19 protein-coding genes are annotated in these 21,065 nt (G+C 36.5%); all 19 read right to left on the reverse strand.

Going from position 1 to position 21,065, the window contains the following annotated elements; genetic code table 11:
- Positions 1-859: hypothetical protein (locus AB1349_00130; protein MEW6555742.1), on the reverse strand; the 859-nt coding region annotated here is incomplete at its 3' end.
- A gap of 73 nt (positions 860-932) precedes the next feature.
- Complete coding sequence (locus tag AB1349_00135; protein MEW6555743.1) at positions 933-1,076, reverse strand: hypothetical protein; 144 nt, start codon at positions 1,074-1,076, stop codon at positions 933-935.
- A gap of 169 nt (positions 1,077-1,245) precedes the next feature.
- Positions 1,246-1,776: a hypothetical protein gene (locus AB1349_00140; protein ID MEW6555744.1), complete on the reverse strand. Its 531-nt coding sequence runs from the start codon at positions 1,774-1,776 to the stop codon at positions 1,246-1,248.
- A gap of 207 nt (positions 1,777-1,983) precedes the next feature.
- Positions 1,984-2,265 carry a hypothetical protein gene (locus tag AB1349_00145; protein ID MEW6555745.1) on the reverse strand — a complete coding sequence of 94 codons (282 nt, stop codon included), beginning with the start codon at positions 2,263-2,265 and terminating at the stop codon, positions 1,984-1,986.
- 170 nt (positions 2,266-2,435) lie between these two features.
- Complete coding sequence (locus AB1349_00150; protein ID MEW6555746.1) at positions 2,436-2,702, reverse strand: GxxExxY protein; 267 nt, start codon at positions 2,700-2,702, stop codon at positions 2,436-2,438.
- 7 nt (positions 2,703-2,709) lie between these two features.
- A complete protein-coding gene (locus AB1349_00155) occupies positions 2,710-4,854 on the reverse strand; it encodes a tetratricopeptide repeat protein (GenBank protein MEW6555747.1) in 2,145 nt (714 codons plus the stop codon).
- Positions 4,855-4,913: 59 nt separating this feature from the next.
- On the reverse strand, positions 4,914-6,479 hold the full coding sequence (locus AB1349_00160) for a tetratricopeptide repeat protein (GenBank protein MEW6555748.1): 1,566 nt from the start codon (positions 6,477-6,479) through the stop codon (positions 4,914-4,916).
- A 3-nt stretch (positions 6,480-6,482) separates the two neighbouring features.
- Positions 6,483-7,055 carry a class I SAM-dependent methyltransferase gene (locus AB1349_00165; protein MEW6555749.1) on the reverse strand — a complete coding sequence of 191 codons (573 nt, stop codon included), beginning with the start codon at positions 7,053-7,055 and terminating at the stop codon, positions 6,483-6,485.
- Positions 7,056-7,341: 286 nt separating this feature from the next.
- Positions 7,342-8,355 (reverse strand): radical SAM protein, encoded by a 1,014-nt coding sequence (locus AB1349_00170; protein ID MEW6555750.1) that lies wholly within the window; start codon positions 8,353-8,355, stop codon positions 7,342-7,344.
- A gap of 86 nt (positions 8,356-8,441) precedes the next feature.
- Positions 8,442-10,649 carry a radical SAM protein gene (locus AB1349_00175; GenBank protein MEW6555751.1) on the reverse strand — a complete coding sequence of 736 codons (2,208 nt, stop codon included), beginning with the start codon at positions 10,647-10,649 and terminating at the stop codon, positions 8,442-8,444.
- 180 nt (positions 10,650-10,829) lie between these two features.
- A complete protein-coding gene (locus AB1349_00180) occupies positions 10,830-11,906 on the reverse strand; it encodes a radical SAM protein (GenBank protein MEW6555752.1) in 1,077 nt (358 codons plus the stop codon).
- 1 nt (position 11,907) lies between these two features.
- Positions 11,908-12,936: a glycosyltransferase gene (locus tag AB1349_00185; protein ID MEW6555753.1), complete on the reverse strand. Its 1,029-nt coding sequence runs from the start codon at positions 12,934-12,936 to the stop codon at positions 11,908-11,910.
- Positions 12,937-13,031: 95 nt separating this feature from the next.
- Positions 13,032-13,646: a hypothetical protein gene (locus tag AB1349_00190; GenBank protein MEW6555754.1), complete on the reverse strand. Its 615-nt coding sequence runs from the start codon at positions 13,644-13,646 to the stop codon at positions 13,032-13,034.
- A 563-nt stretch (positions 13,647-14,209) separates the two neighbouring features.
- Positions 14,210-14,986 carry a diaminopimelate epimerase gene (dapF, locus tag AB1349_00195; GenBank protein MEW6555755.1) on the reverse strand — a complete coding sequence of 259 codons (777 nt, stop codon included), beginning with the start codon at positions 14,984-14,986 and terminating at the stop codon, positions 14,210-14,212.
- Positions 14,987-15,015: 29 nt separating this feature from the next.
- Entirely contained in the window at positions 15,016-16,227 is a 1,212-nt protein-coding gene (lysA, locus tag AB1349_00200) for a diaminopimelate decarboxylase (GenBank protein ID MEW6555756.1), read from the reverse strand.
- A gap of 367 nt (positions 16,228-16,594) precedes the next feature.
- Positions 16,595-17,473 (reverse strand): tetratricopeptide repeat protein, encoded by an 879-nt coding sequence (locus AB1349_00205; protein MEW6555757.1) that lies wholly within the window; start codon positions 17,471-17,473, stop codon positions 16,595-16,597.
- On the reverse strand, positions 17,470-18,426 hold the full coding sequence (locus AB1349_00210) for a patatin-like phospholipase family protein (protein ID MEW6555758.1): 957 nt from the start codon (positions 18,424-18,426) through the stop codon (positions 17,470-17,472). Before AB1349_00210 ends, AB1349_00205 begins: the two co-directional genes overlap by 4 nt.
- 3 nt (positions 18,427-18,429) lie before the next feature.
- Entirely contained in the window at positions 18,430-19,725 is a 1,296-nt protein-coding gene (locus AB1349_00215; GenBank protein MEW6555759.1) for a TolC family protein, read from the reverse strand.
- The gene (argH, locus tag AB1349_00220) at positions 19,722-21,032 is read right to left on the reverse strand and encodes an argininosuccinate lyase (protein MEW6555760.1); all 1,311 of its coding nucleotides are present in this window, start codon (positions 21,030-21,032) and stop codon (positions 19,722-19,724) included. The genes AB1349_00215 and argH overlap by 4 nt, the downstream gene beginning before the upstream one ends.
- Positions 21,033-21,065: the final 33 nt, after the last annotated feature.

Here is a 21,065-nt window from a genome sequence, read left to right on the forward strand (position 1 = left end):
CCTGAGCGCCGAGCGCACCAGCTGGTGCTGGTGTCATTCCAACGGTTGGTGGTGTAGCATCCGGGTCAACATCACCATATGAACCCATAGCCCAGAGTGCAGATGTCGTACCGGAATCATGCGTTTCAACCGCTACTATTATATTTCGTGCTTTTACAGCGGTAGGATCAGGATGCTTGCAGATATTCACAGCGCCACCTGTAAAAAGCCACGCGGTGCTTGTACAACCGATTGCTGCTGTTACCGGTGATGCTTTCCAGGTAATCGTACCATCTGCATACAGTATGCCTACTTGGATATACGCATATGTAACTGCAGCACCAGCGCCCTGTGCCGGTGGTGTAACGTTTTTATTACCTACAACTACATACACCATCCCGTATGTTCGTTCGTTCTGATTGTACCAGATAGCACCATTCGCATTATCTGCCTGAGGGTAGGATCCCGGCGGGAAAACAGCCGTCGCATCTGACCAGGCAGCACCATCAGCGCTGGATTTGTATGCGAATGCTTCAAGTCCTGCATCAATATAAAACACATAAAAATAACCGTTTTTGCCTTTGAACACATGCCGTTGCGTAGACCATTTCGTATTCCCAGAACCCACCACACTCGCCCATACTTTCTGACAGTTAAAACTTAAAACTGTAAAATTAAAAATTAAAACCAACAAAATAGGGACAGTCTCTATTATTCTTTTTGTCATTGCGAAGGAACGAAGTGACTGAAGCAATCTCATAGCTTGCTTCGCTATCGCTCGCAATGACAGACAATTTGAGATAATACGGGCAGGTAAATCTGCCACTACAAAGTGGTATAATTTCTTTATATTCAATAACCAGTCAGGTAAATTATCCATTTTATTGTAGCATATAGAGATTAGAGACGAGCGGAGAGGGTTTTGATTATTGTGTAAATCATTTTTTGAAGTTCTATAATCCGCTCCCGAACCTTTTTACTTTCTTCTTTGTCCTCTGACAAATAGTGTAATTTTCACAAATTTTATAAATTTCTACCGTGAGAGCCATCCCTTTCTGCCATATTTTCAATTCCTGATAACTTTTAACTTTGTCCATTTCCCTATCCTCTCATCTCTCTCTGCTACCCTCTATTTTTCCGAACGCATGCGCACGCGCGCGCGAAAAAAATTCAGTCCACAGTTAATAGTTCATAGTTGACATTAAAAAACTAACAACTCTAAACTCTAAACTCTAAACTGATTTTAAGAATGCCGGGTTTGTAGTATTAAAGTCGGAGATTGTGGAAACGGTAGTAAAGATGGTGAGAAAGTGAGAAGGTGAAAAGGTAAAAAAGGAAAAACAAAAATGTAGTAGCAAAGTTTACTTTGCCTAAAAGAAGTAAGAAGAGTTTTTCAAAATACTTTTTTAGCGTTACAAATATCGCCACTAACCGCTGACCGCTAACCGCTAACCGCTCACCGCTGATATAATGTTTCGCAACTGCGAATAACTTCTGTAATGAACGGACAAGTTGGATTTGCGAATGGATTGGTGTATTGAATGTGAGTGTGATGAGCGAAGTAAGAAACAGCGTCCGAAGTCCGAAGTCCGAAGTCCGAGATTTATTGACATTGGACATTGGACATTGGACATTGGATACATCTCGTTCATCAAGTCCTTCAGCCCAATTCTGGATTGCTTGTTTTACTTCCTCGGGACAATTAGGATTGAGCGTATTTGCAAAACAAAAAGTGGTTCCTCCACTTATTAACAAGGCAAAAACCACAAAAAATATGATTGCTAATTTTCTCAACATAAATAATCGCTCAATTCGGCAACCTGCTGTCCTGTAATTACAGGAGCATAGCTTTGCACCTTCTATATCACGAATAACACATCACGAATATCATCACGAATTTTCACGAATAAAGCTGTTATGCTGTTTATTCGTGTCTTTTTCGTGATATTTGCCTTTATTCGTGAGTCACTATTTGTGATATAGAATTCGCCTTTGTCGGTTTTTTTACAATTTCTTTTTCAGTTCTTCTAACAAAACTTTTATAACTTCATCTTTTGAATTCAACGCATCAACTTTATTACTTACTCCATCAACTTTATCACGCAAACCCTGGAACTCGCTCCTTAATCCCTGGAACTCGCTCTTTAATCCATTAAACTCGCTCCTTAAAGCACTAAACTGAGATTCAAATTTATAATTGAGTTCACCTATACCATTTTTTAACTCCGCGAGTTCAGGTAATAATAACTTTTTTATAGCTTCGGTTGGAATCCTAACTTTTTTCATCCACTATAATTATAAAGAATTTTTGGCATTTTGTCAAGTACTTTTTTTTACAACGCTAAACAGACGCGGAACAGATACGCGGAACTGACGCGGAATACCGACGGGAAATCAAACTCCGAGTTCAGTTCATTTTTAATTGGACGCAGATTTACGCAGATAAATCCAGATGTTCATTTTCTTGCTTTTATTTCCACCATTACTTTGTTATCAACAAGTATATCACATAAATATTCTCCTACCACCTGATGTTCGTAAAAAACTGTTAATGGATATTGAGCTATAGCAGGAATTTCCTCTTTCTCTAATTCAATCATCATTGTTTTTTCATAGACTTTTTCCAGAAATCCATAACCTAATTTGTTATAAACTTTATAGAAAATTTTAATGATTTTCTCAGTTAATTCTTTATATTTAAAATCCTGATATTCTGCGTTCATCTGCGTCCTATTTTTTATTTTTTTCTAATTTATCCATAATCCGTTCAACAGTTGATAGGTTTCTTACACCTGCAGAATCGGCTGGATTTATCTCCAACACCTTTTTGAATGATGCTTCCGCTTCTTTATACATTCCTTTTTGAACATAAACAATCCCTAAATTATTATACGCATCAATCAAATAAGGGTTGAGTTCTATCGCTCTTTTATACTCGGTAATTGCTTCATCAAACCGCTTTGTTTTCTCAAGTAGTTCAATAAACTCCTTATGCATCTCCCAGCCATAAAGCATAAGTTCACATGCAATCCGATACTCTATTAATGCTGCTTCAATTTTGCCGTCCGCCCAATAAATTTGTGCTAAATGCCTGTGTGGTAATGGGAATTCAGGATTTATCTCTATCGCTTTTTTTATATATTGCAACGCTTTTTCTTTCTCACCTTTCAGGTAATATGCCCAGCCGAGATTCGCTTGCGAGTTATCAAAATCAGGATAAATTTTTAGTGCGGATTTAAATTTCTCAATTGCGGTATCAGTACTACCATAAACCATATAGAAAACACCAATCGCATCCTGCAGGAATGGATCTTCAGGTAATATTTTACTAGCTAATTCAAATTGTGCTAAGGCTTCTTGTTCCCTGAGTGCTTGAAGATACGAAACGCCAAGATTATAATGTGCTCTAAAATTACCTGCGGATAGTTTTAATGTTGATTCCCATAGTTGAACCGGGCTAAGCCAATCCAGGTTGCGTTTCATAGAAGCATAAGAATAGGCGAATATAAGCAGCAAAAAAACTATTTTTGACAGGATTAACAGGATTTTTAATTCTTTTAACCACGAAATTATGAAATCACGAAGTTTTAGACTTTTTTCGGAGTTTCGTGTCTTCGTGGTTGAAATTTTTCCTGCCTGCCCGACGGTCGTCAGGCGGATAAATCCTGTCAGAATTCCATCAGCAAATAATTTGCCAAGAATAAGACAAAACCCTATAGATGGAATATAGAGTCGGTGTTCTGCAACAGGTCTTGTAACAAGATACATAATATTTGAAACAGGCAGTAATGTGACCGGTATAAAAACCAAACTGAAAAGCAGTCCATGTTGCCGTTTTGTCCATAAAAAATAACAGACCAAAATATACAACAGGATTGTTGATAGTGCTATCAAAACGCCCGGCTCAGAAACCGATTTCGGCTCAGATAAAAAATGTTCTACAGTAAACCTGAAAGGCAGAAGTAACAGTTTCAGGTAGACGGTGATTGTTTTTCCTACCAGCCCAATATGGGAAACCAAACCGAGTTTAGAAACCAGCCCTGTAACCTCACCTGCTCTTACATAAAAGAACTGGAAACAGAAATAACCAACTGTTATAAGCCAGTAAGGTATCGTTTTTTTTATTGCATTAAGTAAGATTTTTGATTGTTGACTTTTTGTCCACAGGTTGTTTTTGGGTTGAAAACAGATATAATAAAGGATGAGAATCATCGGTAATGTAACCGCCATTTCTTTTGAAAGCAGTGCGAGAATGAAGCAGAGAATAGAGAATAGAGGATAGAGATTAGAGATTAGAGATTTAGAGATTAAGAAAGGTCTATTTTGTGTCAGTTCTGTGTTCTGTTTGGCGTCTGTTCCGTGTTTTAAGTTCCGCGTCTGTTCCGCGTGTTTAATAAACAAAATCAATGAAGATAGATAGAACACAGAACAAATCAAATCAATTCTATTTTTTATCCAGGCAACAGTTTCAACATGCATTGGGTGGCAGGCGAATAAAAGCCCTGTAAAAAACGCAACATTTCTATTTCTAAAAACCAACCAGCAAAAAAGATATACCAGTATAACATTTACAATATGCAAAATAATGTTTGTTATATGAAACCCTTCAGCATTAAGTCCCCAGAGCTTATAGTCAATCATATAACTTATTATTCTGATTGGGCTGAGCGGTTTTAATGGCAATTCTACAGGTGACAATGTTGTTCTATATGCCTGCCAGTAAGCAGGTTTAAAAAATGTAGAAATAGTCGGTGTTCTTATTGATACATTTTGTTTTACCTGTGCTTCGTCGTCCCATATAAATGGCACTCTGACAGTATCTGCAAAAACCAGAATTGATAAAATCGCAAGAATAGCAAAATCTGTTTTTTTCATTGTCTTTCTTTTGACGGGATTAACAGGATTTTATTTATCCTGTAAATCCTGTCAGAATCTTATTCTACCAGACCGGCTTTTTGGAACTCTTTTACTGCCTTTTCAATATCGCCCGAGTTAAAAAATAATAATCCAAGCCCTGTATGCGCAGGCGGGTAATCCGGATAATTTTTTAATACATCTTCAAATATCTGCTGTGCTTTATCGTGTTCGTTCTGTTTGATATATGCTTCTGCAAGATTGGTTTTCGCTCGCGGTGATAGCGGTGATTTCTCGGCTGTTTTCTGCCAGAATACGATTTCATTACGCCAGTCAAAATTTCGCATTACCGTCGCAAAAGAATATGCGAATATGAGCAGCAAAAGAACAACTTCTGACAGGATTAACAGGATTTTTTTTTCTGAATTTTTTTTCTTAAGCAATCCATCAGCAAATAATTTGCCAAGAAGAAAACAAAACCCAATAGATGGGATATAGAGCCGCTGTTCTGCCAAAGGTCGTGGTGCAAGATATATTATGTTTAAAACCGGCAAAATTGTAACAAAGAACCAGAACAAACAGAATGAGAGTTCTTTTGAGTAGTTAAAAACTTTTACTGCGGCAAAACCGAGTCCGCCGACGACAAACAGTGAAATCAAACTGGTCGGCTCAAAAAGCAATTTCGGTATTGTTATGACTCTATCCGCATTAAATGAAAACGGCGACACCAAGAGTTTAAGATACCAGGCGAGTGTTTTGAATACCAAAAGTATATTTGAGTATAGGTCTATTTTAGCCATCAGTGGCAGTTTTAGCCCGGGCTTCACTACAAACTGTGCTAGATAGATATACAAAAATGTCAACAGCCAGAATGGTAGCGTTGAAATTATTCGTTTCTTTTTATTTTCTTGTGGGACAAAGCAGATGATATACAAAACAAGAACTGCTGGCAATGTTACTGCGATTTCTTTAGAAAGCAGTGCGAGAATGAAGCAGAAAAGAGAGAATAGAGGATAGAGATTAGAGATTAGATATTTAGAGATTAAGAAAGGTCTATTTTGTGTCAGTTCCGTGTTCTGTTCTGCGTCTGTTCCGCGTTTTAAGTTCCGCGTCTGTTTCGTGTGTTTCACAAACAAAATCAACGAAGATAGATAGAACACTGCTGTTATCAAATCAATCCTGTTTTTTATCCAGGCAACCGATTCCGTATGCATAGGATGGGTTGCAAATAACAAAGCAGTAAAAAATGCTGTGTAATGTGTAATGTGTAATGTGTAATGTAAACTACTAACAAGAATACGAACAAGGAAATAAACTAAAAGGACATTCAGGGTATGGAATAAAAGATTAGTCAAATGATAGCCAAACGGTTTCCATTTCCAGATTCTATAGTCAATGCTTAATGCTAAAGTCCGCATTGGTGCCACAGGGACATATGCATCTACATCGTGAAACTTGCGGTAGTTTTTCCAGTAGGAAGGTGTAAGAAAAAAAAGCGGATTTTTCAGATGGTTTTGATAATCCTGTTGAGAAATCAGTTCTACAAGCCCTGCATCATCCCACATAAATGGGTTTCTTAATGTATTTGCAAAAGTCAATATTGAAACAATCACTAAAAGTAAAACATTGATATAGGTTTTTTGCATTTTTTACTTTTCGGCGACAACAAGTTGATAGAATATCGGTCCAAACCTTTCAGTTAATTTTACATAGAATTTATTCTCAACTAACAGTGTTTTCAATTGCTTAAAATTATATCTCCTTAAATGGTCGTTCGGCTTGAACCTTAAAAAAGTAGCTATTTTATCAAGAAACGGGTCAACCGCAGTCAATACAATCAGTCCATTTTTTTTTAACACACGATAACTCTCTGAGAGCACTTTTCGGACATCGGTCACATGCTCAATTACCGATGCGATAATAACTATATCAAACTCGTTCTCATTAAACGGAAGATTCTCACCGTAACCGGCTAAAAGTTCTATATACGTGTCTTTTTTTGCTAACCGAAGTTCATCCGAGGGCTCTATTCCGACTGCTTTTTTTAACTGTAACTCAGCGTTTAACCTGCTTAACATCTCGCCATCAGCCGCACCAATATCAAGCACCTGTAAGCCCGGTTTGTAATTTTTTTTTAGTATTCCTAAAACTTTTTCGGTTCTTTTACGAAGCCGGTATCTGGTAAAAAGATTCTTCTGCCGTTTCCTAAGATAACTTGTCATCGTTAAAAAAGCCTCGCTAACGCTCGGCAACCCGCAGAAACCGCAGAATACCCGCAGATTACGCAGAGATTTTTATCTCTTTCTGCGGACTCTGCGGCTTTTCTGCGTAATCAGCGGACAATACTACAGCGAACACAGAGATTTATTTCTTTTTCAATTTAAGAAACTGTATTACAACCAAACTGTCTAATGAAACCAATCCGCATAGTACTGCTGCATCAAAAGGCGTATTTATCACCTTAACCAAGTGTAAAACCAGAAACAAAATCGTTCCCATTAGTTTTTTTTACCCTGTTAAATAGCAGGGCAACCCTCCTTTTTTTATTACATTCAGTACTGATTTGATTGTGCCGAACTTAAATGCAAGTAAAAAACTTAACTCAAGCGAGCCGCAAAAGCCGCAACCACTACAACGAACTTCCGGAAGATTAGCAAATGCATTCTTAAAGCCAACCTTAAGCCAATTTGGCAGTTCTGTTTTATAGCAGATTCGGTCACAAGGATAGACCGTTCCGTCGGTATCAACAATACAGAAAAGTTTACCAGCAGCACAGTGTAATTTTGGATAATCGGGCCAGTAAAAGATATGTTTAAGTCCGAGTAGTGAATTCCTCATATATCCGTTTCCTTTTTGTTTTAGTTCAATAAGTTCTGAGAGCGCTTTTTGATATTTACTTTTTTCGGGATAAAGTGATTCTATATTATCTGTACCGTAACCGAATTTTTTTAACGGCTGGAATGCAACGATAGTCTTATATTTTTTTGCCAAGCCAAGTATAAAATCTAGCTGCTCAATATTTTGTTTGGTCAGGGTTGTAGCGATTGTTGTTTTTATACCGTGTTTTATAGCGGTTTCTATCGCTTTAATTGATTGTGTAAATGCGCCTTTTCTGCCGGATAAAAAATCGTGTGTCTGTTCATCACCGTTTATGCTCACTTTAAGCAGGTCCAGATTTTTAATTTTATGAACTTTAGTTTCAATCCCAGCACCGCGGGAATTCATCTCAGGCGAGATATCCAACGCCCTGCAATAGTCAATAATTTCACCTATATCACTGCGTAAAAGCGGCTCACCACCACTGAAAGAAATTTTTTTTGTTCCGGCAGTTTTCAGTTGTCTGATCAGTTCAAAAACCTGCTCCGTTGTCATCTCTTCAGATTTTGTCTGCCATATATCACAATAAAGACATTTGTGGTCGCACCGATTGGTCAGTTGAATCCTAACTGCAACAGGAATCCTTTTCCCTGCTTTTACTTTCAGAATAGAAACAGCAGAATTTATTATTGCGTTCAGTTTCATACTTTTTTTGACAGGATTAACTGGATTTTGACTTAATCCTGTAAATCCTGTCAGAAATATCTTTTGACTTTATCCTGTTAATCCTGTCAGGGTCTCTTTAAAGCAGAAACAGTTTTTAAACTTCTGAACATAACGCCTAAAGTGAACTTTGACTTCCCGAAAATTCTGTCGTGATAGATTATTGGAATCTCTTTTATTTTTAACCCGTTTCTGACCGCTTTATAGACCGTTTCTATAAGCACTGATGTGCCTTCAACGGACCGAACTGAATCCATGTTTATGGATTCAATTGCTCCACGGCTGTAACACCTGAATCCTGATGTGCAATCAAAAATACCGTTAAGTTTAAGTTTATTCCTGACATATAAATTGGCAAGCCAACTTGCCGATTTTCTTAAAATACTTCTGCCTGTCTCGGCGCCACCTGGGACATATCTTGAGCCGATAACTATATCAAAATAATGTATCCAGTAAAGAAATTCTGAAATATAGCCAGGGTCATGCGATAAATCCGCATCCATCTCTATGATTGTCTCCGCACCTGTAGATAATGCAGCTGAAAAACCGGCTTTAACCGCGAGACCTCTTTCATTCCAGTGATTATATTTTTTACTTTTTAGAAGATGTACCTGTGGATATAAAACCGAGAATTGTTGAACTGCTACACCGGTGTCATCAGTAGAATTATGGTCAACAACATATATCCGAATTGACGGGTACAACACAATAATTTTTTTCAATAAGCCGAGTATATTGTCTCGCTCGTTGAATGCCGGGATAACAACAGCGACTTTTGTAACAGGTTCAGTTATTATATTTTTATGTAACTGCTGATGGGCTAATTTTTGGATAAACCTTGAGCCCATAGCAATACTAACATCCGTATAAAAATAATGAAAAACCATTCTGATAGCAACTTTTATATATCTTGCCAGTTCACTGAAAGATTTTGTTCGTTGAAGCGTTTGAAAAATATAGCCGGGTCTGAAATAGAAACTGTAATATGCCCGTTTTAATAGTTTCTCTATTTTTGCTTGATTCATTCTTACCCATGGTGTAGGGATTCGCTGTTCGCCAAGTTTCATCAAAACAAAATCACGCCAGTAATCAGTGCCTGTATTTTTTACCAGTTGTTTATGAAGTTCGGTAGCGGGTTTCGCAATTGTTCTACAAATCTGAACATAGTCAAGCGCCAATTTTTTAGCGAATTTTACTGTATCGGTTACCGTATCTTCCGTATCGCCAGGGTTGCCTATCATCAAGAATCCAAGATTTCTTATGCCGAATTTTTTAGCTGTTTTTATAACAACCGCCGTTCTGTTGTGTGTTATTCCTTTATTCACTTCATTCAGTACCTTTTGCGAACTGGATTCTATACCCCAGAAAATCATCCTGCAACCGGATAAAGATGCTTCTTTTAAGATTTCGTCGTCAACAACATCAACTCGCGTTCTGCAACTCCATTGGATATCAAGATGCCGGTTTCGTATTTCCTGAAATAGTTTGATAGATTTCTGTTTGTCCACAAAAAAAGTAGCATCAAAAAAGTCAATCTCTCTTACACCATAATCATAATAACATTCTTCTATTTCGCGGATAACATTTTCCCAGGTTCTCTCTCGGTAATGGTTTAGTGCAGCGATTGCGCAGAACCTGCATCTATACGGGCAGCCGGTAGAAGTAAGCATAACGGTAAAATTCTTATTTTGTGAAACAAAAGAATGATAGCGGTCGTTCGGCAGAAGATGTCTTGCCGGGAATGGATAAGTATCAAAATTAACCAGTTCTGTATCTGGTGGATTGATATGAACTCCACCATTATTATCGCGCCAGCATAACCCTGGAATATTTTGATACGGTTCTGAATTTTCTAAATTCCGAATAAACTGCGGTAATGTGCGAACCGCCTCGCCAATCAGCCCGAAATCAATCTCTTTATGCGACATTGTCTCAGTCGGATAAAGTGACATATTTATCCCGCCGACAAGCACAGGCAATCCCGTTGCGAGTTTCAAATACTGTATCCATTCCAATGTCTCCTGAAAATTGTATGTATCCAGCCGGAATGCAATCAGGTTGGTGTTAAACATTTTTATTTTTTTCAGGACCTGCTCTTTTGATAACCCGAGTGCATGCGCATCTATTAAGATAACATCATTCCCAGCATGCTCTAAAATCGAGGATACATAGGCAAGAATAATCGGCGGTGATAGAGTGAATTCCTCGTCTACAACTTTCAGGTTTTCAGAAAATTTCCTATGATGAAACGGCGGAAAAATTAGCGCTACTCGCATAGCAAACACCATCCTTTTTTATTAAGTTCTTTAATTTAACCACGAAAACACGAAAACACGAAATTTCTACGAAACTTTAGTTTCGGTTATACCGCCACTAAAGTGGCGTAGAAAGTAGCCTTACTGATATCAATTCTATCTTTCTGTGATTCTGTACTTCAGTGGTAAATACTTTTATCGTTATATCATAATGGCTCTGATAATCAATGGTAATAACTGATTGATATTAAAAAACGAATTTATCTGCAGGTTACATTCGTTAGTGCACCAGCATCTGCCGTCGGCTATGTATTCTCTCGTTTTTTCGGCTGCATCCGAAAACCACAGAGACCTGAAATTGTAATCATAATCCCTTAAATTACCCAATTTCTTATCCAGAGATTCACAGGGATATACATCTAACGAACTATCTATTACCGTACTTAATCTGCCGGCATAACAATCAATCGGATATTTTTTCGTATTCACAATTTCAGTAACCAATTCGCTTATTTTTGTCTTGTATGCTGAATAAAACTCGTAAAAACCGAATCCATTCTTTTTTTCTTTTAACAAATCATTGAGAATCTGAAAATACAATTTCTGATAATCCGCTATATTTATATCATTAGTCGAGCTATCTGTAAAATTTCTACGGCTAAAGTTTAACCCAACAACATCCGGTGACAAATTATTTTTTATGTATGTATAAGTATCGCTGAGTGTGTCTTGATTCAACTTTGAGAATGTTAGTAGGATACCGAGTTTAAAATTTGGATATTTCTGTTTCAATCCTTTCAATACAGTAAATGTTTCAATATCTTTATTAAAACTACCGTCAATTGCTCTGATATTATCATGCTTTTCACCAATGCCGTCAATAGATATTTTAACTAAAATTTTTGTCTTACCTGCAATCTTAAGTATCTTTCGGGTTGAATCAAAAATCTTCTCCGTAAAAAAACCGTTGGTCGGAATAGAAATTCTGGCAACTTTGTTTATGTTAACAAATAGTCCAGCGATTTCTGACAAATCCTCTCTTAAAAACGGCTCACCACCAGTCAAACTCAAAAAACTGAACCTGCCTAAACTGGGAATTATTCTTTTTAATTCATCTAAAGTAAACTCCACATTTGCTTTGTTCAAATTCTGTCGGTAGAAACAATGCTGGCAGTTCATATTACATCTGTTTGTGACAAAAAATGTTACCTGTTCCGGTAGAACACCATTATGCAAAAATATCTTTTTTGACCATCGTATTTTATCAGAAACAGCCATATTAGTATCTTTTTTTTATGGGAAACATCAGCAGGGTACTGAAAATCGCCATCTGCGCTATCAGCATCTCAAAATAATATACGAAAAAACAGCCGACAGAAATAAATAATCCTTTTCTTTTCCTGATAAGATTCAAAAAATCAAAATTCAGAAAAATAAATAACAGAATCAATGCGATACTCACATAAAGGAAATACTGGCTTTTGGATAACGCCGCACCGGTAACACTAGCGGCAATCAAAAACGACAAAAAAATGCTGATAAATTCGGGCATCATTTTTTCCTTTGGGTTCAGCGAATAAGTTATCTCCACAGAATTTTCTGGTATTGCCGTTTTCGGTTTAAAATAATTATTCAACAATAAATTCGTTTTGGCGTATACTTTACGGTAATCAGTTCTTAAAAGTCTGGTAAATGTATACCGTTTCAAATGTTTCACACGAAGATTTTTATCCAATAGAATCTTATAACCGTTTTTTACCAGCCGCATACCGAGTTCAACATCTTCAACTCCTTCATACTGTGGATTAAAACCATTTATCTTTTCAAACACCTTTTTTTTAATTGCAAAACAGTAACTGTTAATTCCGTTAATCTGACTACGGTTTATTTTTTCAATTTTATGGTATTTGTAATAATTTCTGGTCAATGTGGATACATTGTTATCGGCTGCTTCTTCCGTATAAACCCCCTGTATAACATCGGTTTCCGGGTATTTTTCATATATTTCGGCGATTCGGTGCAAACAATTTTTCTGTAACATAACATCGGCGTCAAGAAAAAGTATTACTTCTGCATCAGCATTTTTGGCACCTTCGTTTCTTGATACGGATGCACCGGAACGCTTACTTAAATTCATAATTTTACACGGGAAGTCCTTCAATCTGTCCGATAAACCGTCTTCCGAACAATCATTAACAACCGTCACATCGTATTCTGGATAATTCTGGACATAAATTGCACTTAAACACTGCTTAATGGCATCGCCAGCATTGTGCACAGGCACAACAATAGAAATCTTTTTAACCATAATAACTTATAACCCATCACTCACATATTGAGATTTTTTATTCATTGTAAGTAATCGGTTATTAGTTATCACATTAACTGCCGGGTGTTCGGGTATTAAAGCCGAAGGTTGTGGAAACGGTAGTAAAGGCAAGGTGATAAGGTGATAAGGTGATAAGGTGATAAGTAAAAACAAGGAAGTAAAACAACAAAACCTAAAAGAAGCAAGAATAGTTTTTCAAAAAATTTCTTTAAAACCGTAAATATAACTGCTAAATCTGCAATCTGCAATCTGCAATCTGCAATCTTCAAATAGTGTTTAGCCACTGTGAATAACTTCTGGAGCAAATTCACAACCAGGATTTGTGAATGAACCGGTGTATTGAATGTCAGTGTGATGAGTGAACTCAAAAAAAGCGTCCGAAGTCCGAGGCCGGGGATTCGAGACCTGTCATTCTGAGCCGAAGGCGAAGAATCTTGTGTGTTAACACCAGGATTCTTCACTTCGCTGACGCTCCGTTCAGAATGACAACCTTCTACTCGCAACTCGCTACTCGCTACTTGCTGGTTTTGGGTATCTCTTTCATCCAGACCGCTGTCCCAATTCTTGATTGCCTGTTTTACTTCATTAGGGCAATTGGGATTGATAGTATTTGCAAAACAAAAAGCACTCGCTAACCCTATTAAGAAAGCGGCAGAAACTATAATAATAATAATTTCTCGTTTTGACATTTTTTGTTCAATCCTTTTTTTTCGGCAGTCAAGCCTCCAAAAATAGCAAATAGCTTCTGGCTTATAGCATATAGTTTTTATAGAACTATTCTGCGAAACTTTACCCCGTATCTAATACGGGGCGATGCTAAAGCCTCGTAGAATAAAACCTTACCGAAATTGCAAACTGTTACAGAACCACATTTGCTATTTTCGTTTAACTATACTTACATCGGCTCGGTACTATGGTACTATAATTATAAAGAATTTTTTGAATTTTGTCAATTACTTTTTTTGTAGTTTCTGTAGTCAAAAAGAAAACAAGATAACACAGTCTGAAGCCTGCGGCTACCAACCAACAAGGTAGCCGCTCCGATAAATCGGAGCCGCAAAGGACGGTAGAAAGCTTTTAATTGAAATTTCTGGGTTAAAAAGAAGTGTAAGCACGAAACAAGCGAGCAACCACGAGCAGCAGTGTGTCTCCCGATATTCATCGGGTTCGCAATGATACAGGAAATAGATGTCAACCAATTTTGTGGATATCAAAAATGTAAGCATTTGCTTACATTTTTATTATTCTCTTTTTAAAGAATGTAATGGACTTTACCTTCAAAAAAGGCAGTTCTGCCATTGTAATATATTTTTAACGTTTCACCGCCTTGAGTAAGCACATTGACCGGTGAACAGACATATTTTTTTAGGATAGAAATTATTGCTGAGGCAACGACACCTGTTCCACAGGCGAGTGTCTCGGCTTCCACACCGCGTTCATATGTTCTGATTTGCAATTTATTTCTGCTTAAAACTTTTACGAAATTAACATTTGTGCCTGATGGCTGAAATCTCTTGTGCCATCTGATAGCCCTGCCTAAATGTTCAACATCAACATTTTTAATATCTTTAACAAAAATTACTGTATGTGGCACGCCAGTATCGGCAAAAGATGCTTCAAACTTTTTGCCGGCTATTTTTAGCAAAAAATCTAACCCAAAATTTTTGGGTTCAGGCATCTTTATTTTTACAACTGATTTTTTTTTTACTTCGGCATTAATCAAACCAGCATCCGATTCAAAAACCATTTTTGCTGAAGAAATTTTATTAAGGTATGCAAAAAGTGCTATACATCTGGCACCATTACCGCAAAAAGCAGCGTGACTACCATCAGAATTGTAATAAACCATTCTGAAATCAGTATTTCGGCGCAAAGATTTTTCAACAAGCAAAAGCCCGTCTATATCTTCTCTGCGGCAGTATTTTTTTGCGAATACCGACGGATTGCTTACAAGTGGTTTTCTGTTATCAATCACAATAAAATTATTACCGCTACCCGACATTTTTGTAAGATTCAAACTTTTTTTCATATTTGTCGTCTAAAAATGTAAGCATTTGCTTACATTCCAATTTTATCGCGTTTTCTTAATACCTCCCACTTTTTTTCTTCAGCCAGTACTTCTACAAGATGGGGTCGCAGGTTATAATTTGACGACATTGAATACCCGTAGGCACCAGCGCATAAGATAGCAAGAAAATCATTTTCTAAAACCGGCGGTATTGTTCTATCTTTTGCAAAAATATCCGACGATTCGCAAACAGGTCCTACAATATCCCATTTATGTGTTGTCCCTTCTCTTCTTACAATCGGGATTATTTCGTGATATGCATTATACATCGCAGGACGGAGTAAATCATTCATTCCAGCATCAACTATTAAAAAATTCTTTTTTGCTGTTTTTTTGATATAAATTATTCTTGTCACTAATATGCCGGATTCACCGACAATAAATCTGCCCGGTTCTAAAATAACGGTACGCTTTGGGGGTAGGTTTGACATAATCGCATCTGCATAGTCCGTTGGATTGATTATTTTCTCATCCTTATATTTTATTCCAAGCCCACCACCCATATCAATATATTTCAGTTTTATTCCGTCTTCTGAAAGTTTTTTAATATAGCATCCTACTTTTCGGGAGGCAAGCACAAACGAGTCTAAATCAGTTATTTGGGAACCAATATGAATATGAAGTCCGACGATACTGATATTTTTAAGCGATTTTGCTAAAATATAGCCCTCTTTTGCTTCTTCAAATGAAAGTCCAAACTTGTTATGTAAAAGCCCTGTTGTAATATGCGGATGTGTTCTGGGATTTATATCCGGATTCACTCTGAACGAGATTCTCGCAATTCTGCCGACTGATTTTGCAATTTTGTTAATTTTGTATAATTCCGGAATAGATTCAACATTAAACATTAAAATATCCTGTTTGATTGCTTCTTTAATTTCATCATCTCTCTTCCCGACACCAGCAAACACTATTTTTTGACAACTGATACCACATGATATTGCAAGTTTTAACTCGCCAGATGAAACAATATCACAACCACACCCGTTTTTAGCAAGAATTTTTAATAGTTTCGGATTAGCGTTCGCCTTGACTGCATAGCATATAATATGTTTTGTTTTTGAGAATGCGATATCAAGCAGTTTATAATTTTCCAGAATTTTATTTTTGCTGTAAATATAAACTGGAGTGCCAACTTTATTTGCAATCTCTAAAACTGAAACACCATCCATCAATAACAAACCGTTTTCATACTTTAGCATATTTATCCTTTTTAAGTTAGTCAGGGCTTCGCCCTGAAACCTGTTTTTGACTAGATTAACAGGATTTTATTTTTTGCTACTGAATTTCACTGAAATATTTTCAAATCTAAATTCTGTGTATTTCTGTGTGATTCTGTGGCTTGTGTATTTCTGTGGCTGTCTTTTTATCCTGTAAATCCTGTCAGAATCTTTTTTTGCCGACTGAAGTCGGGTATAAATCTTTTTTTCAGTGTTTTCAGTGGTTCCGTGGTGAAAAGAACCAAAACGGTGATTAAAAATCACCGACTACAATTCATACGTTTTCAGCAAAATTGAACTGTTACCACTGATTAGCATGTTGGTTTTATCTGTGTAATAGAGAAATTTGTCATTCAATATATTTCTGTAAAGCAATTGCAAGTTTTTTAGAAAGCGTGTTTTCTTCGGTATTTAACAAAACTGCCAGATTTTTTTTAGCTTCTGCGATATTATTCTTTTTTAGATAAGTTAGTGCAACTAAAAAATGCGCATTCACCGCTGTAAAGTTAGAAATTGCGATATCTGGATTTTTTTTCATATTAATATATCCTTCTAAAATTCGGGAATCAAACGATGTAGTAAAAAATGGTTCTGATTCAGCATATTTACCAGTTAAAACATTCAACTGTAAAATACTGTTTTTTATACTATCGGTTGGACATAGTGCCAGCGCCCTTTTGTATAAATCAATAGCTTCGTTATCTCGCCCGGTATTTTTATAAATAACCGCAAGCCCGTTTAATGCTTCAATACTGCTGTTATCAAGTTGCAGTACTTTTTTATAGTATTCTTCTGCCTTTTCGTATAGCAATTTTTTATAATAAACCGCACCCAGCCCGAGATAAATCCGTATATCTTTTGAGCCGTATTTTAATGCTTTATTATATTCAAAAATCGCTTCATTATGCATATCAGCACCGCGATATGCCTCCCCTAATTTTAGAAGGACAACCGGGTTTTTTTTCTTAATTTTTTTGGCATCAGTATAAAATGTAATTGCATAACTGTACTCGCCACGCATTAAATACTCATCACCTTTAGAGATATAGAATCTAATTTTTTCTTTTTTTGATTCTGCATATAAAAAGATGGAAAGATAGAAAGATAGAAAGATGGAAAGATAGAGAGATGGAAAGATAGAAAGATGGAAAGATAGAAAGGAAAATCTATTGCCCAACCACCTAGCCATCTTACCATCTATCCATCTATTAGAATAGTATTTTTTCATTTTAGAAATACTATTTTATCAATAAACTTTTCAAGTATTTTATCTTTGATAGCATTCGCCTTACTTCTTGTGGCAACAAGCCCTGCCTCTATACATTCTGCTGACCTGTCAAGTTCTATCATACTCACATTTTTTATATTCGGTATTATTACAAAATCGGCATTTTTTATCTGATTAGATACCAGGAATCCAGCTTGAATATTTATCGCCTGAATGAGTGTTTTCATAACATTATCTATATTAAATAATGAATAATCTACCTGTGGCCAGACAGCAATTACAAAATCGGCAGCCATTACTTTTGCGATATCAATCGGTAGATTATCAACCAACCCGCCGTCTACAAGCAGCCGATGTCGGTATTCAACCGGCTTAAAGAGACCCGGGATTATTGCAGAAGCACGCATTGCAAATGCTGCCTCGCCTTCCTTAAAAACGATTCGTTCACCAGTTTTTATATCACAGGCGATACAGGCAAACGAAATTTTTAACTCGTCAAACCTTTTTTGCCTGATATGTTTTTCCAGATATTTTTCAAGTTTTTCTGTGCTTAACAGCGATTCCGCAGTAATAAGTGTTAGCAGTTTAGTTGCTGAAAGATTTGATATTTTATTCCAGCCAATATCAGTCCCTATCCGTTCTATATCAGTTATCGCCATACCTGTCGCATAGAGCCCGCCAACAAGCGCACCGGCACTGGTACCAACAATAATATCAGTCGGTATATTATTTTCTTGAAGCACCTTTAAGACGCCGATATGACTCAGACCTCGTGCGCCGCCACCACCTAATACTACCGCGATTTTAGGCCGCTTAGAGTTCAATGCTAAAAAATCTTTCCATAATAAATCTCTTAATAAATTATCAGATTGAGCATAAAGGCAGGTAAAAGGTAAAAGGTAAAAGGTAAAAAGTAAAAGGTAAAATCTCAAACTGCGAAGAACAGGATACATTTTTTATTCAATAATTTTGCCGATACTGGTTTCTAAATTGATTTTTGCGATTATAACATCTTTCAATGCATCAATATATTCAAGTTGGATATTCATCGCTGTCTCTAACATTTCAATAAACTCAAGATATGTAAGTTCTTTTAATACCTCATCTGTTACAGTTGTAGCAAGTTGTTCTTTTTCGTTAGTTTTTTGTTCAAACTTTTTAACTGCAAACTCGTAATCAACAAAACATTTTCTTACCTCGGCCTGGATTGAGTCGGTAATACTTGCTCGGTTAATCTGTGTTTTTCTATATTGGTACTTTTTTTGTTTTATTCGGGCAAACTGACCAAAACCATCAAATATCGGTAGTGTAAAATTTATAGTTGCATTCCACGCTCTTTTTTCAAATGGCAACTGTCTATCTTCAAGTTGATAGTTGCCACCGAGTGTAATTATAGGATACCTGCCGGATAATGATAGGTTTACTGAAAGCGCATCCATCTGTTCCTGAAGTTGCGTTTTTTTAAGTTCAGGCCGATATTCAAGCGCCCAGGCAATGCATTTATTGAGGTCTACCACAGCCTTTTTGTGCTCTAACTCGCCTTTGATTGTGAATATCGTATTTAACTCTATCCCGATAGAATCAAGAAAATCAATTTCTGCCAGTTCCAGTTCTTTCTGGTTTTTGGTTTCTGCTGATTTTATTTTTTCAATTTTTTTTTCAGATATAAATCTGTCTTTAGGGTTTAAAGACTCATTTTTTCTATTTGATATTTTTTCAATAGTTGCTTTATAAATCTCAACTTTTTTCTGGATTGATAGAAGTGTATAGAAATTTTTTTTAGCCGATGAGCCTGTTTTGTTTTTGATTACCTCGTAATCACTTTCAGCCGATTTCAATTCTGTTTCTGCAAACTTCTTTGTAGCAGAAATTTTGGCACCACTCCATAATATCTGATAGAGCGAAATTTTGGCTGTATAATAATCTTCAATGTTATCAACCAGTGGCTCAATTTTTTGTGGCAGGATAGTGTTGCCCAAAATAGGCGAAATCAACAGCGGGCTTTCGGCTTTGAATTTGGAATAGTTGGCGTTGAACTCCAATTGCGGATACATTATTGACCGCGCTTCTTTCAGCCGTTGTCTGGCAATCTCTATATCCTGTCGGGCGGATAGAAGTTGCTGGTTGTTTGAAATCGCAAGATTAACACTATCGTCAACTGTTAAAACTCTTTCTACAAGTTGCTGGGAATAGAGACAGGTAAAAGGTAAAAGGTAAAAGGTAAAAGGTAAAAGGTAAAAAAATTTTTTCATAATCTTTTAAGTTGCTGTTTTACAGATGATAGCGATGTGCCGCCGTAGGATTTTCTTTTTTCAACAGATTTCCTGAAGTTTAACATATCAAAAACTGACCTGTCAAATTTTTCAGAAAATTTTTTCCATTCTGTAATTGATAAGTCATCAAACTTTTTCTGGTTTTTTATACAATAATCCACAAGTTTAGCAACAATACTATGCGATGTTCTAAACGGAAGCCCTTTGCAAACAAGATAATCAGCAATATCAGTCGCAAGAATAAAGCCATTCTTACAGGCAGAAAGCATTCTGTCAGGGTTAAGTTTCATTTCTGAAACCATTCCCGCACAAATATCAAGTATATTTTCTATTGTCTCAGCAGACGAAAAAAGCGGTTCCTTATCTTCCTGCATATCCCTGTTGTAAGATAACGGAAGCCCTTTCATAACGGTTAAAAACGAAATTAAATTACCGTAAATTCTGCCTGTTTTTGCTCTCACAAGTTCTGCAAAATCCGGGTTTTGTTTCTGCGGCATCACAGATGAACCTGTTGTAAATTTTGCTGAAAGTTTTATAAATCCAAACTGCTGTGAAGACCATATAACAATTTCTTCAGCAAGCCGTGAGCAATGCATTGACACTACTGCGCAATCAAACAAAAACTCAATTATGAAATCTCTATCAGCAACGGCATCCACAGAGTTTTCTGAAATTTTTGAGAATCCTAACTGGCTGGCAACAAAATTTCTGTCAATATTGAACTCTGTTCCTGCAAACGCTGCAGAACCTAACGGACAGATATCAATCCTTTTATAGCAGTCATAAAACCGTTCTTTATCCCGTTTTAACATCCACACATATGCGAGAAACCAGTGACTGAATAATACCGCCTGTGCATTTTGCAGATGTGTAAATCCGGGCATAATTATATTTAAATTTTTTTGAGCAATTTTTTTGAGCATACTGATTGCCTTATCTATTTTTTCAATAATTATCTTTATCTCGTCTTTCAAATAAAGCCGTTCATCAAGCGCCACCTGGTCATTTCTGCTTCTTGCAGTATGCATTTTGCCAGCAACATTACCGATTCTTTTTTTGAGTTCTACCTCTATTGAAGTATGAATATCTTCATCAGTAAATCTTAATTTACCAGCATTGAAATCTTTCAAGATTGAGTTAAGCCCGTTGATAATTTTTGTGGCTTCTTTTTGTGTAACAATTTTGCATTTAGCAAGCATTTTTACATGCGCAATGCTCCCTAAAATATCATACTTCGCAAGTTTTACATCGTAAGAAATTGATGAGACAAACTTTTTTAGTTCCATAATACCTGTTAACAGCAAATTCCAAATTCTAAA

This window comes from Elusimicrobiota bacterium, assembly GCA_040757695.1.
Lineage (GTDB): Bacteria > Elusimicrobiota > UBA8919 > UBA8919 > UBA8919 > JBFLWK01.

Excerpts from the sequence above, each read along its gene's own strand:
- AB1349_00150 (MEW6555746.1), bottom strand. The coding sequence starts at position 2,702 with ATGAACGCAGAATATCAGGATTTTAAATATAAAGAATTAACTGAGAAA.
- AB1349_00160 (MEW6555748.1), bottom strand. The coding sequence starts at position 6,479 with ATGCAAAAAACCTATATCAATGTTTTACTTTTAGTGATTGTTTCAATA.
- AB1349_00135 (MEW6555743.1), bottom strand. The coding sequence starts at position 1,076 with ATGGACAAAGTTAAAAGTTATCAGGAATTGAAAATATGGCAGAAAGGG.
- AB1349_00190 (MEW6555754.1), bottom strand. The coding sequence starts at position 13,646 with ATGTCAAAACGAGAAATTATTATTATTATAGTTTCTGCCGCTTTCTTA.
- AB1349_00170 (MEW6555750.1), bottom strand. The coding sequence starts at position 8,355 with ATGAAACTGAACGCAATAATAAATTCTGCTGTTTCTATTCTGAAAGTA.
- argH (MEW6555760.1), bottom strand. The coding sequence starts at position 21,032 with ATGGAACTAAAAAAGTTTGTCTCATCAATTTCTTACGATGTAAAACTT.
- AB1349_00175 (MEW6555751.1), bottom strand. The coding sequence starts at position 10,649 with ATGCGAGTAGCGCTAATTTTTCCGCCGTTTCATCATAGGAAATTTTCT.
- AB1349_00145 (MEW6555745.1), bottom strand. The coding sequence starts at position 2,265 with ATGAAAAAAGTTAGGATTCCAACCGAAGCTATAAAAAAGTTATTATTA.
- AB1349_00205 (MEW6555757.1), bottom strand. The coding sequence starts at position 17,473 with ATGAAAAAATACTATTCTAATAGATGGATAGATGGTAAGATGGCTAGG.
- AB1349_00180 (MEW6555752.1), bottom strand. The coding sequence starts at position 11,906 with ATGGCTGTTTCTGATAAAATACGATGGTCAAAAAAGATATTTTTGCAT.
- AB1349_00165 (MEW6555749.1), bottom strand. The coding sequence starts at position 7,055 with ATGACAAGTTATCTTAGGAAACGGCAGAAGAATCTTTTTACCAGATAC.
- AB1349_00215 (MEW6555759.1), bottom strand. The coding sequence starts at position 19,725 with ATGAAAAAATTTTTTTACCTTTTACCTTTTACCTTTTACCTTTTACCT.
- dapF (MEW6555755.1), bottom strand. The coding sequence starts at position 14,986 with ATGAAAAAAAGTTTGAATCTTACAAAAATGTCGGGTAGCGGTAATAAT.
- AB1349_00210 (MEW6555758.1), bottom strand. The coding sequence starts at position 18,426 with ATGTATCCTGTTCTTCGCAGTTTGAGATTTTACCTTTTACTTTTTACC.
- AB1349_00185 (MEW6555753.1), bottom strand. The coding sequence starts at position 12,936 with ATGGTTAAAAAGATTTCTATTGTTGTGCCTGTGCACAATGCTGGCGAT.
- AB1349_00140 (MEW6555744.1), bottom strand. The coding sequence starts at position 1,776 with ATGTTGAGAAAATTAGCAATCATATTTTTTGTGGTTTTTGCCTTGTTA.
- lysA (MEW6555756.1), bottom strand. The coding sequence starts at position 16,227 with ATGCTAAAGTATGAAAACGGTTTGTTATTGATGGATGGTGTTTCAGTT.
- AB1349_00155 (MEW6555747.1), bottom strand. The coding sequence starts at position 4,854 with ATGAAAAAAACAGATTTTGCTATTCTTGCGATTTTATCAATTCTGGTT.